General features: G+C 72.1%; 11 protein-coding genes. 5 read left to right on the forward strand and 6 right to left on the reverse strand.

The features are described 5' to 3' along the window. The 3 genes from DQW85_RS15515 to DQW85_RS47640 all read left to right on the forward strand — a co-directional run. On the forward strand, nt 1-1,398 hold a 1,398-nt coding region (locus DQW85_RS15515; protein ID WP_162795020.1), incomplete at its 5' end, for an AAA family ATPase. Nucleotides 1,399-1,471: 73 nt separating this feature from the next. After that, entirely contained in the window at nt 1,472-2,647 is a 1,176-nt protein-coding gene (gene ftsY / locus DQW85_RS15520; protein WP_113701018.1) for a signal recognition particle-docking protein FtsY, read from the forward strand. Nucleotides 2,648-2,934: 287 nt separating this feature from the next. Next, nucleotides 2,935-4,608: a tetratricopeptide repeat protein gene (locus DQW85_RS47640; RefSeq protein ID WP_113701019.1), complete on the forward strand. Its 1,674-nt coding sequence runs from the start codon at nt 2,935-2,937 to the stop codon at nt 4,606-4,608. Between the two features lie 35 nt (nt 4,609-4,643). Here DQW85_RS47640 and DQW85_RS15530 read toward each other — a convergent pair whose 3' ends face one another. Genes DQW85_RS15530 through DQW85_RS15540 form a run of 3 tightly spaced genes read right to left on the reverse strand, consistent with a single transcriptional unit; the run spans nt 4,644 to nt 7,563 of the window. Then, complete coding sequence (locus tag DQW85_RS15530) at nt 4,644-5,432, reverse strand: ABC transporter ATP-binding protein (RefSeq protein ID WP_113701020.1); 789 nt, start codon at nt 5,430-5,432, stop codon at nt 4,644-4,646. Further along, nucleotides 5,429-6,472: a FecCD family ABC transporter permease gene (locus DQW85_RS15535; RefSeq protein ID WP_113701021.1), complete on the reverse strand. Its 1,044-nt coding sequence runs from the start codon at nt 6,470-6,472 to the stop codon at nt 5,429-5,431. The genes DQW85_RS15530 and DQW85_RS15535 overlap by 4 nt, the downstream gene beginning before the upstream one ends. Then, complete coding sequence (locus DQW85_RS15540) at nt 6,472-7,563, reverse strand: FecCD family ABC transporter permease (protein WP_113701022.1); 1,092 nt, start codon at nt 7,561-7,563, stop codon at nt 6,472-6,474. The genes DQW85_RS15535 and DQW85_RS15540 overlap by 1 nt, the downstream gene beginning before the upstream one ends. A 50-nt stretch (nt 7,564-7,613) precedes the next feature. Here DQW85_RS15540 and DQW85_RS15545 point away from each other — a divergent pair, with 50 nt between their 5' ends. Next, entirely contained in the window at nt 7,614-8,633 is a 1,020-nt protein-coding gene (locus tag DQW85_RS15545) for an ABC transporter substrate-binding protein (protein WP_113701023.1), read from the forward strand. 8 nt (nt 8,634-8,641) lie between these two features. Here DQW85_RS15545 and cds1 read toward each other — a convergent pair whose 3' ends face one another. Further along, nucleotides 8,642-9,715, reverse strand: coding sequence for an L-cysteine desulfhydrase Cds1 (gene cds1, locus DQW85_RS15550; protein ID WP_113701026.1), 1,074 nt, complete (start codon nt 9,713-9,715; stop codon nt 8,642-8,644). A gap of 243 nt (nt 9,716-9,958) precedes the next feature. Between cds1 and DQW85_RS15555 the strand changes: the two genes are divergently transcribed. Next, nucleotides 9,959-10,543 carry a sigma-70 family RNA polymerase sigma factor gene (locus tag DQW85_RS15555; RefSeq protein WP_113701024.1) on the forward strand — a complete coding sequence of 195 codons (585 nt, stop codon included), beginning with the start codon at nt 9,959-9,961 and terminating at the stop codon, nt 10,541-10,543. A 68-nt stretch (nt 10,544-10,611) separates the two neighbouring features. Here the strand turns inward: DQW85_RS15555 and DQW85_RS15560 are convergent, their stop codons facing one another. Continuing rightward, nucleotides 10,612-11,556 carry a sensor histidine kinase gene (locus tag DQW85_RS15560; RefSeq protein WP_113701025.1) on the reverse strand — a complete coding sequence of 315 codons (945 nt, stop codon included), beginning with the start codon at nt 11,554-11,556 and terminating at the stop codon, nt 10,612-10,614. A gap of 27 nt (nt 11,557-11,583) precedes the next feature. After that, the coding region (locus DQW85_RS15565; protein ID WP_162795021.1) for an EamA family transporter at nt 11,584-12,078 on the reverse strand (495 nt) is incomplete at its 5' end.

Here is a 12,078-nt window from a genome sequence, read left to right on the forward strand (position 1 = left end):
CGCCACGCCGCCGCGGCCAGGCGCCTGGCCCAGCTCGAAGCCGCCGCCAAGGCCGCGCACGACGAGGCCGAACGCCTCGCCCGCAGCGCCACCGCCGCCGAGGAGGCGCGCGCCGAGGGCCTGGAGGAGCTGGCCGAGCTGGAGGTCCGGCTGGCCGAGGCCGAGTATGCCCAGGAACTGGAGACCGAGCCCACCACCGAGGCCCGCGACGACCTGGCGGACGCCTGCCAGCGCTCCAGGCAGCGCGAGGTCGAGGCCCGCCTGCAGGTGCGTACGGCGGAGGAACGCGCCAAGGGCATCGAAGGCAGGGCCGACGGCCTCGTCCGCGCCGCCCAGCGCGAACGCCACGAACGCGCCCAGGCCGCCGCCCAGCGCGCCAGGCGCAGGCGGCAGGCTGAGGTGGCCGAGGCCGTCAGCAAGGGCGCCAAGCAGGTCCTGGCGGCCCTGGCGGCGTCCATCCAGCTCGCCGCCAGGGAGCGCGACGACGCCGACCTGGCGCGGGTCGCGATCGACGCCGAGCTCAAGCAGGTGCGGGTCCGCGTCCGCGAGCTGGGCCAGGAGCTCGACAAGCTGGTCAACCGCGTGCACGGCAGCGAGGTGGCCCGCACCGAGCAGCGACTGCGCCTGGAGCAGATGGAGCAGCGCGCGATGGACGAGTTCGGCGTCGAGGCCGAGGCGCTGATCTCCGAGTACGGGCCGGGGGCGCAGGTCCCGGGCGACCCGCCCACGCCGTACGTGCGCGAGGAGCAGGAGAAGCGGGCCCGCGTCGCCGAGCGGCAGATGCAGCAGCTCGGCAAGGTCAACCCGCTGGCGCTGGAGGAGTTCGCCGCCCTGGAGGAGCGCCACGCGTTCCTCAACTCGCAGCTCGAGGACCTCAAGAAGACCAGGCGTGACCTGCTGACCGTGGTCAAGGAGGTCGACGACCGGGTGGAGCAGATGTTCGCCTCGGCGTACGAGGACGTGGCGCGCGAGTTCGAGCAGATCTTCACCCGGGTCTTCCCCGGCGGCGACGGGAAGCTGGTGCTGACCGACCCGGCCGACATGCTGACCACCGGCATCGAGGTCGAGGCCAGGCCGCCGGGCAAGAAGGTCAAGCGGCTCTCGCTGCTGTCCGGCGGCGAGCGGTCGCTGACCGCGGTGGCGTTCCTGATCTCCATCTTCAAGGCGCGGCCCTCGCCGTTCTACGTCATGGACGAGGTCGAGGCGGCGCTCGACGACACCAACACACAGCGGCTGCTGACGCTCTTCGAGGAGCTGAGGCAGAGCTCTCAGCTGATCGTCATCACCCACAACAAGCGGACGATGGAGATCGCCGACGCGCTCTACGGCGTGTCGATGCGCGGCGACGGCGTGACCCAGGTCGTGAGCCAGCGCCTGCGCGAGCGCGAGCCGGCCTGACCCGTCGCGAACCGGTGCGATCCACGTGGCCCCGGGCCTGACCATGGAGCTCTATCTGGAAAACTGACATCTTGTGGATGGGTACCTCGGTGTCATCGTGATCGTGGCCCTCGTCGCGCTGCTGGCGGCGGGTGGCCTGTTCCTGCTTCTCAGGCCGGGCGGCAAGGCCGCGCCACCGCCGGTCGAGCCGCCCGAGACGGTTCCGCTTCCCGAGGAGAAGGAGAAGCGCCCGGCGGGCGAGGAGGGCGAGGGAGCGACCACCATCCTCCCGCCTCCGGTCAAGCCGGCCGAGCCGATGGTCGTCGTGCCCGAGGTGGAGGTGCCGCCGCCGTCCGCCGGCCGGATGGTGCGGCTGCGTTCGAGGCTGGCCCGCTCGCAGAGCGCGCTCGGCCGCGGCCTGCTCGACCTGCTCTCCCGCGACCGGCTCGACGACGAGGTGTGGGACGAGATCGAGGAGCTCCTGCTGACGGCCGACGTCGGGGTCGCGCCGACCCGGGCCGTCGTCGAGGAGTTGCGCACCAGGGTCAAGGTGCTCGGCAGCCGCACTCCGGAGGAGGTGCGCGGGCTGCTGCGCGAGCAGTTGCTGGCGCAGGTCAACCCCGATCTCGACCGCACGCTGCAGGTGCGCAGGCACGGTGAGAGGTGCGCGGTGGTGCTCGTCGTCGGGGTCAACGGCACCGGCAAGACGACCACCACGGGCAAGCTGGCCCGCTCGCTCATCGGCGACGGCAAGACGGTCGTGCTCGGCGCCGCCGACACGTTCCGCGCGGCGGCGGCCGACCAGTTGCAGACGTGGGGCGACCGCGTCGGCGCGGAGGTCGTCCGCGGGCCCGAGGGCGGCGACCCGGCCTCGGTGGCCTTCGACGCCACCGCCAAGGGCATCGCCGACAAGGTCGACGTCGTCATCGTCGACACCGCGGGCCGCCTGCACACCAAGACCGGTCTCATGGACGAGCTGGGCAAGGTCAAGCGCGTCATCGAGAAGAAGGCCACGGTCGACGAGGTGCTGCTGGTGCTCGACGCCACCACCGGCCAGAACGGCATGCGTCAGGCGCAGGTGTTCGCCGAAGTGGTCAACATCACAGGCATCGCGCTGACCAAGCTCGACGGCACGGCCAAGGGCGGCATCGTCATCTCGGTCCAGCGCGAGCTGGGCGTCCCGGTCAAGCTGGCGGGCCTCGGCGAGGGCCCCGACGATCTCGCGCCGTTCGACCCCGAGGTGTTCGTGGACGCGATTCTGGGCGACTGACCTCTCCGTCCGAAAGGTATGGGAAATCCCTCTTACCGAGACAAGCCTTGATCGCCGAGTTTGCGTGTGTTCACATGAACCGGTCATCTGCGAGATCGGTCCAACACGGTCTCGTCATGCTTGAACGTGAGAGGGTTCGATGAAGAAGATCGTCGTTCACCAGGCCGGAACCGTGAAGCCCTCCGGCGCCGCCGCGCCGCGACACGGCGCCTGACCCGGTCTCCGGCGTCCCCGTCAGGGACGCCGGCCGGAGCGGGGCCGGGGTCGGATCACGGGAGAGGGGCCGGATGGACACGATCGTTCTGGACGCGGACCGCAGGCTGCACGGCCCCTACACCCTGGGGGCCGCTCTGCTGCGCCGGCTCGTTCCCGAGGCGCTGGACCGCTGGCCCGACCTGGTGGCCGCGCACGACATCGAGATCCGCGCCGCCGCTCCCTGCCTGCCGGTCCCGGCGCGCAGGCGTTCGCTGGCCGAACGCCTGCCCAGGGCGCAGCGTGTCCTGATCCCCGGCCCTCGCCGCACGCTCAGGATCGCCAACGGGCTGGCCGAGTTCGTCCGCGGCCACCTGGACAGGAGCGGCCCGCTCGCCGTCACGGTGGACAACCTCGACGAGGCCGATCCGACCGACGCCGAGCTGGTCGAGGTGCTGCGGAGACGGCTCGGCCCGGAGCTGCTGCGGATCGGCCCCGGCCGTTCGGCGCCGCGCACCGGCCCGCTCCGGGCCGACTTCGACCGATTCCGCGACGAGGGCTTCCACCACGCCATGGCCGAGGCGGGCCTGGAGGCGCTGCGCGGCATGGCGTACGAGGCCGACCCGGAGGGCTGGCGGGTGCTCGTCCAACGGGTGGCGGCGGCGCTGGAGGCCGTCGAGCGCGAGGAGGAGGCCCGCGCCCTGTACGACAGGGCCCGCAGGGCGAGCACCGAGCCGAGGCACCGGGCCACGATCGCGTACGGCACCGCCATGCTCCTGGTGCGCCACCACGACCACGGCCGCCGCGACCCCGAACAGGCCATGGCCTGGATCAACGAGGCCGTCACGATCGCCTCGCTGCTGCCCGACCCCCGCGAGCGCGCCTTCCACCTGGGGTTCGACCTGAACGGCAAGGCCCTGGTGGAGCTCCGCCGGGGCCGCCCGAGCGCCGCGCTGGCCCTGGTGGAGGAGGCCATCGGGCTGGCCGAGCGCGACCTGCCCGGCGAGCACCCGATCCACCGGCTCGTGCTGCGCGGCAACAGGGCCCAGCTCCTCGCCCAGACGGGCCGCCCACAGGAGGCGCTGGACGACTACGCGGTCGCCATCGGCGCCGACCCGGTCTACCCCGACTACTACCTCGACCGCGGCAACCTGCTCCACAAGCTGGGCCGGCACCGGGAGGCGCTGGACGACTACGAGGCCGCGATCCGCCTCAGCCCGCCGTTCCCCGAGGCCTACTACAACCAGGCCGAGGTCCGCTTCGCCACGGGTGACCTCGACGGCGCCCGCGCCGACCTGGACCACACGCTGGAGCTGGACCCGGAGTTCGTCCCCGCGTACGTCAACAGGTCCGGCATCCGCGCTGCGGCCGGCGACCACGACGGGGCTCGGCGGGACGTGGAGCGCGGGCTGGCGCTCGACCGGCGCAACCCCTACCTGATGTGCGTCCTCGGCCAGGTGGAGGCGGCGCAGGGCAGGCAGGCGGAGGCCGTGGCGGCGTACGACGCGGCCCTGGAGCTCGACCCCGACCTGGTGGCCGCGTGGGCGAGCCGGGGCGCGCTGGCGTTCGAGGCGGGCGACCACGCCGCCGCCCTGGACGACCTGACCAGGGCGCTCAAGCTCGCGGAGACGGCCGACCTGGCGTACAACCGCGCCATGGCCTACCGGGCGGCGGGGCGCGAGGAGGAGGCGCGCCGCGACCTGCTCAGGGCCGCGGAGCTGGCCCCGGACGACCCGGACATCCGGCGGGAGCTCGCCGGCAGAGGCTGAGGGCGTCGGCGTGGCAGGAAGGCGGACGAGAGCCCTCAGGGGCGCGAGCGCGGCCCGATCGGCACGACCAGAGGGGTGCCCGCCACCGGGTCGGGGATGACCTTGGCGTCCAGGTCGAACACCTCGCGCAGCAGGTCCTCCGTGAGCACCTCGTGCGGGTCGCCGGCGGCGATCACCTGGCCCTCGCGCATGGCCACCAGCCGGTCCGCGTATCGGGCTGCCAGGTTGAGGTCGTGCAGCACCATCACGATCGTGCGGCCCGCCTCGCGGTGCAGGTGCCGTACGAGCTCCAGCACCTCCACCTGGTGGGCCAGGTCGAGGAACGTGGTGGGCTCGTCGAGCAGCAGCAGGTCGGTGCCCTGGGCCAGGGCCATGGAGATCCAGGCCCGCTGACGCTGCCCGCCGGACAGCTCGTCCAGTGGCCGCTCGGCCAGGTCGGCCAGCCCGGTCATCTCCAGCGCCCGGACCACCGCGGCCTCGTCGTCCGACGACCACTGCCGGTACCAGGTCTGGTGCGGGTGACGGCCCCGGGCGACCAGGTCGGACACGGTCAGCCCCTCGGGTGCGGTCGGCGCCTGCGGCAGCACGCCGAGCACCCTGGCCACCTCGCGGGTCGGCGTGCGGTCGATGCGCTTGCCGTCGAGCAGCACCTGGCCGCCCTGCGGCTTCAGCAGCCGGCCGAGGGCGCGCAGCAGCGTGGACTTGCCGCAGCCGTTCGGGCCGATGATCGTGGTCACCGTGCCGGCCTGTACGCCGAGGTCGAGGTTCTCGACGACGGTGCGGTCGCCGTACCCGAGCTTGACCCCGGCCGCCTGGAGCCTCATTTACGTGCCCTCCAGATCAGGTGAATCAGGTATGGCGCGCCGAGCACCGCGGTGACGACGCCGACGGGGAGTTCGAGCGGCGAGAAGGCGGTGCGCGCGATCAGGTCGGCGCCCGTCGTCAGCACCGCGCCCACCACGGCCGACGACAGCAGCGGCGGTTGCGGGCAGCGGGCCAGCCGGAGCGCGATCTGCGGCGCGGCGAGCGCGACGAACGCGATGGGGCCGGCCGAGGCGGTGGCCACCGCGGCCAGCAGCACGGCGGCGAGGATCATCAGAGCGCGCGCCAGGTTGGTCCGCACGCCCAGCGCGGTGACAGTGTCGTCGCCGAAGCGCAGCGCGGCCAGTGACCGGGTGCCCAGCAGCGTCAGCGGGACGAGCGCGGCCAGGGCCAGGCCCACCGGTACGACGTGCTCCCAGCCGCGCCCGTTGAGCGAGCCGGTGATCCAGACCATGGCCCTGCCGGTGTCGTTGACGTCGCCGACGGTCAGCAGCCAGTACTTCACGTTCGTGAACACGGCGGCCACGCCGATGCCGACCAGGACCAGCCGGTAGCCGTCCAGCCCGCGCCGCCAGGCCAGCGCGTAGACCGTCACCGCCCCGGCCAGCCCGCCGAGCAGGGCGAGCGCCGGGATGCCGAGAGCCGAGAACAGCCCGCTGGCGCCGCCGTACGCGCTGCCGCTGAGCACCACGCCGGCCACGACCGTCACCGAGGCGCCGGTGGTGACGCCGAGGATCTCGGGGCTGGCCAGCGGGTTGCGGGCGATGGACTGGATGATCGCGCCGGACAGGGCGAGCGCCCCGCCGACCAGCGCGCCGGTCAGCGCCCGGGGCAGGCGCAGCTCCATGACGACGAAGTGGCCGGCGTCGGCCGGGTCGAACGTGGCCCGCAGGACCTCGGCGACGCTCATCGGGATGTCGCCGAGGCGCATGTTCAGGGCCATGAGCAGGGCGAGCAGCAGCAGCCCGCCGAGCGTGACGGCGGTGCCGCGCGGCCGTACCTGCCAGGACAGGCCGGCCACGCGCAGGGGCAGGGCGGTCATCACAGCCGCACCGGCTTCCTGCGCCGCACCAGCGCGACGAAGAACGGAGCGCCTAACAGGGCGAGCACCACTCCCACCTCCAGTTCCCCCGGTGGGGCCACGACCCGGCCGATGACGTCGGCCAGCAGCAGCAGCGCCGCGCCGACCAGCCCCGAGTACGGCAGGAGCCAGCGGTGGTCGGTGCCGCACAGCGGCCGGGTCACGTGGGGCACCAGCAGCCCCACGAACGCGAGCGCCCCGCACGCGGCCACCGAGGCCCCGGAGAGCAGCGTGACGGCGGCGACGCCGACGCCCCGGGTGAGGGCGATGTTCTGGCCGAGGCCGCGGGCCACGTCCTCGCCGAGCGACAGCGCGTTGAGGCCGGGGGCGTTGGCCATGGCCAGCACGAGCCCGGTCACGATGAACGGCAGCACCTGCCAGAGCACGTCCGCGCCCCGGGCGGCGATCGAGCCGGCCTGCCAGAACCTGAAGACGTCCATGGCCTGCTCGTCCAGGAGCACGATGGCCGAGGTCAGCGCGTACAGGAAGGCGCTGACGGCGGTGCCCGCGAGCGCCAGCGTGACCGGGGTGGGCCCGCCCCGGCCGCCCACCATGCCGAGCGCGAACACGCCGACGCTCGCGATCAGGGCGCCGGCCAGGCCGAACCAGATGTAGGCGAGCAGGCTCTGCGCGCCGAGCAGGATGATCGCGGCCACCATCGCGAACGCCGCGCCCTGGGTGACGCCGAGCAGGCCCGGGTCGGCGAGCGGGTTGCGGGTGTGGCCCTGCATGAGCGCTCCGGCGACGCCGAGCGCCAGCCCGGCAAGCACGCCGAGCGCCGTCCTGGGCAGGCGGAGGGAGCGGATGACGATGTCGTTCTCGGTGCCGGTCGGGGCGGTCAGCGCCTGCCAGGCGTCGGCCAGGGGCACCGCCTTGGCGCCGACGGTGATGCTGAGCAGCACGGCCACGCCCAGGGCCGCGAGGAGCGCGGCCAGCACGAGGCCCCGTCGCCGGCGGATGCCCCGGAGGCGCGGCGCGACGGCGGGGGCGGCGGTCACGTGTTCCTCCCAGCGTGTTTGCCCGATCGTGGTGAAGTATGCCAGCTTAGGCATGGCTACCCTAAATAAGGGTTACCTAAATTCCGTGAGGGAGAGGGATTTCGATGAGACCGTTGCGCGCGCTGATGGGTCCGATGGTGGGCGCGGTGGCGCTGGTGGCCGGGCTGGCCGCCTGCGGCTCGACCGGCTCCACGACGCCCGGGGCCACGGGGCAGGCGGGGCAGGCCACCGGGCAGCAGAGCGGCGGGCCGTTCCGCACCGTCAAGCACGCGATGGGCGAGACGGTCATCCCGGCCCAGCCCAAGCGGGTCGTCGCGCTCGACCAGAGCTTCGTCGACGCGGTCCTGACCCTGGAGACGCCGGTGGTCGGCTACACCACCTACCGGTCCATCGAGTCCAAGCTCCCCGACTACCTCGGCGCGGTCGCCGCCGCGCACGGCAAGGAGGCGACCCCGGTCGGCACGCTGGAGGAGCCGAGCCTGGAGAAGATCGCGGCGCTCAAGCCCGACCTGATCGTCTCGGCCAAGGTCCGCCACGAGGCGCTGTACGGCAAGCTCGCCAAGATCGCTCCGACCGTCTTCAGCGAGACCACCGGCGCGATCTGGAAGGAGAACCTCCGGCTCGTCGGTCAGGCGCTCGGCAAGGAGCAGCTCGCCGACGCCAAGCTCAAGGAGTACGAGGCCCGTGCCGCCAAGATCGGCGGCGCGATCAAGGAGAAGCAGGGCGGCAAGCTGCCGGCCATCTCCATCGTCCGCTTCGCCGGCGAGCCGACGGTCCGTCTGTACGTCGAGAAGTCCTACTCCGGCCTGGTCATGAAGGACGTCGGCTTCCCGCGCCCCGAGGGCCAGCCCACGACCGAGGACTCGATCGTGGTGGACGTCAGCCAGGAGCGCATCGCGGACCTGGACGCCGAGCACATCTTCGTCGCGACCTACCCCGACCCCTCCAGTGACGGGCCGAAGGCGAAGTTCGTCGACAACCCGCTCTGGGGCAGGCTCAAGGGCGCCAAGCACGAGGTGAGTGACCAGACGTGGATGACCGCGGTCGGCATCCAGGGGGCGCACGCGATGCTCGACGACGTGGCCAAGCTCTTCGAGGTGGACCCCGCCAAGGTCGCCTCGTAACCTCCGGGTCACCCGGCCAGGAAGGCGCGCAGGTCGGCCAGGTGCGGATGGATGTCCAGCCCCTGCGCGGCGAGCCAGCCGGGGTCCCAGTACGTGCCCCGGTACCTCTCACCGCCGTCGCAGATGAGGGTCACGACACTGCCCCGCTCGCCCGCCTCGCGCATCTCCTTGATCAGCTCCACGCAGGCGGCCACGTTGGTGCCCGTGGACCCGCCCACGTCGCGGCCGGTGACCTCGCGCACCCAGTGCATGGCGGCGATCGACCGGGCATCGGGTACGGCCAGCATGCGGTCGATCACCGCCGGCTGGAAGGACGGCTCCACCCGGGGCCGCCCGATGCCCTCGATGCGGGAGCCGGGGGCCGTGACGGAGTCGTCACCAGAGACCCAGCTCGGGTAGAAGGCGGAGCCCTCCGGATCGGCCACGGCCAGGCGCGTGGGGTGGCGACGGTAGCGGATGTAGCGGCCGATCGTGGAGGAGGTGCCGCCGGTGCCCGCGCCGACGACGATCCACGCGGGCACGGGGTGAGGTTCGAGGTCCATCTGCGCGTAGATGGACTCGGCGATGTTGTTGTTGCCGCGCCAGTCGGTCGCCCGCTCGGCGTAGGTGAACTGGTCCATGAAGTGGCCGCCCGTCTCGGCGGCAAGGCGGCGCGACTCCGCGTAGATCCTGGTGGGATCGTCGACGAGGTGACACTTGCCGCCGTGGAACTCGATCAGGTGGCACTTCTCCGGTGACGTGGAGGCGGGCATCACCGCGATGAACGGCAGGCCCAGCAGCCGGGCGAAGTAGGCCTCGCTCACCGCCGTGGATCCGCTGGACGCCTCGACGATCGTCGTGGTGGGGCCGATCCAGCCGTTGGCCAGGCCGTACAGGAAGAGCGAGCGCGCCAGGCGGTGCTTGAGTGAACCGGTGGGGTGCACCGACTCGTCTTTCAAGTAGAGCTTTACTTCCCAATGCGAGGGTAGCGGGAACACATGAAGGTGCGTGTCGCAGCTACGGTTGGCGTCGGCCTCCACCATGCGGATGGCCTCCGTCACCCAGTGGCGCGCGCCCGTGTCGTGACGATCGACGAAGTCCATGGTCATACGCTATCTCCTGTGACCCTCGCCACTTTTTCCGGGAAATTGGAGGGACAGTGTTATGGTAATGAGACAAGTCCAGCCGTGGACGTGATAACGCACGCCGCGAGCAGATGGACTGTTACCTCCCTGACCAGGCGTAACCGTTAACGCGGTCCTTACGTGGGTGTTGCCACCATGGATTCACTTGGGTGATCTGTGCCGGGATGGGGATATAGCGCTAGGGGGAATGACTTGATCACTATGACCGATGAGCAGCGTCAGGATTGGTTCGAGCGCGATGTCGTGCCCGTGACGTCGCAGCTTTTCGCCTCCGCGATGCGCCTTACCCGCAACACCGCCGACGCGGAGGACCTCGTGCAGGAGACGGTGGCCAAGGCGTACACGTCTTACCACCAGTTCCGCGAGGGCACCAACCTGAAGGCGTGGCTCCACCGGATCCTGACCAACAACTTCATCAACGACTACCGCAAGAGGCAGCGCTCGCCCAAACTGTCCGCCGCCGAGGACATCGAGGACTGGCAGCTGCACGCCGCGGAGTCGCACACCTCCACGGGGCTGAAGTCCGCTGAGACCGAGGCGCTCGACCGGCTGCCCGACAGCGTCGTGATGAACGCGCTGCGCTCCCTCCCCGAGGACTTCCGCGTCGCCGTCTACCTGGCGGACGTCGAGGGCTTCCCCTACAAGGAGATCGCCGAGCGGATGGGCACCCCGATCGGCACCGTGATGTCCCGCCTGCACCGCGGCCGTCGCCAGCTGCGCGGCATGCTGGAGCCGTACGCCCGCGAGGAGGGCGCCATCCGGGTGCCGGCGCAGAGCGCGGCCTAGCCCTGCCCGTTCTAACCTCTGCCCGTCCTAACCTCTGCCCGGCCCAGCTCTGCCGGCCGGCGGCCCGTTCATCCGCCGAGCCGCATGTGCAGGCGCACGCGCAGCGTCCCGTCCTCCGCCCGCAGCTCGACGTGGTCGCAGAGCTGGCGGCTGATCCAGAGCCCGTATCCCCGCGAGGATTCGGGCTCCGGTGGTATGTAGCCGGGCAACGGGTCGTCCAGCGCCCCGCCCGGCTCGGCGATCTCGCAGACCAGTTCTCTCCCGTTCACCCACATCCTGATCAGCCCGTGCCCCGCGCCGTGCTCGACGCTGTTGGCGGCGATCTCCGAGACGCTCAGCACCAGCGAGGCGATCAGGTCGCGCTCCATGCCGGCGGCCCTGGCGTAGTCGCCGACCGTGTGCCTGAGCCGTTTCAGCTCGGGCGCCGTGAACCGGACCGACTCCACGTTCCCGCTCGGGTCGGGCAGCGGGGCGTGGTCGCCGTTGAGCACCAGCTCGTGGGGCTGCACGAACGCGCCGCTCGCCGCCTCGCCGGCCATGCCCAGTGTGACCGGGTGGGTGACGGCGACCTGCGCGATCACCTCCTCCGGGACCTTGCGCCGGTCGTACGGGCAGAGCATCCGGGCCGCCGTGCCGCCCAGCGCCGCGTTGAGCACCGACTCGTAGCGGATCCACTCGCGGATCTCCCGCTCGCCCCGGCCCGCCCAGGTGGCCTCGCCGACGATCAGTGTGCGCCGGCCAACGGTGTACTCGTGGTACGCGGCCAGCGTGCGGTGCGGGTGCGCGTACCAGGAGGCGGAGATCCGGCTGTCGATCCGGCCCGCGTCGCGGCCGAGCGCGTCGGACAGCAGGCGCAGGTTGGCCGTGCACGTCACCACCAGCACGCGCCTGCCGCCGGCCAGGGCCCGGCGAACCTCCGGCAGCACCAGCAGCAGGAAGTCCTCGTCCGAGTCGTACGGCACCGCGACGTGCCGCAACGGCTCGCCGTCGGGTCGAGGCCGGCCAGGGCGCACGGGCGAAACGTAGCAAGCGCTTGACCCTCACGCAACGGCTATGAGCGCCACCGCACCCAGCGCGCATGCCACGCCGGTCACCTGGATCGGGCGCAGCCGTTCGCCCAGCACCCGCCTGGCCAGGAGCAGCGTGCTGGCCGGGTAGAGCGACACCAGCACGGCCACCAGACTGATCATGCCCTGGCGCTGCGCGAGCAGGTAGAGGACGTTCGCGGTCATGTCGAGCACGCCCGCGCCGATGATGACGGGCAGCGCTCCCCGGCCGGGCCGCAGGGTGCGGCGCGTGACGACGGCGATCAGCGCCACGAGGCCCATCGACGACAGCCGGGCGCCCACCAGCGGCCACAGGCCGGAACCGGCGGGCGCCATGGCGAGAAGGACGAAGAAGCCGCCGAATCCGGCGCCCGCGGCCAGTGCGACGAGCACCGAGCCGCCCGTGCCGCCCGAGTCACCCGAGCCGCCGGTGCCGACCGAGCCGACCGAGCCGCCCGTGCCGACCGAGCCGCCGGTGCTGCCGGTGCC

Origin of the sequence: Nonomuraea lactucae, assembly GCF_003313395.1 — a bacterium.
GTDB classification, from domain to species: domain Bacteria; phylum Actinomycetota; class Actinomycetes; order Streptosporangiales; family Streptosporangiaceae; genus Nonomuraea; species Nonomuraea lactucae.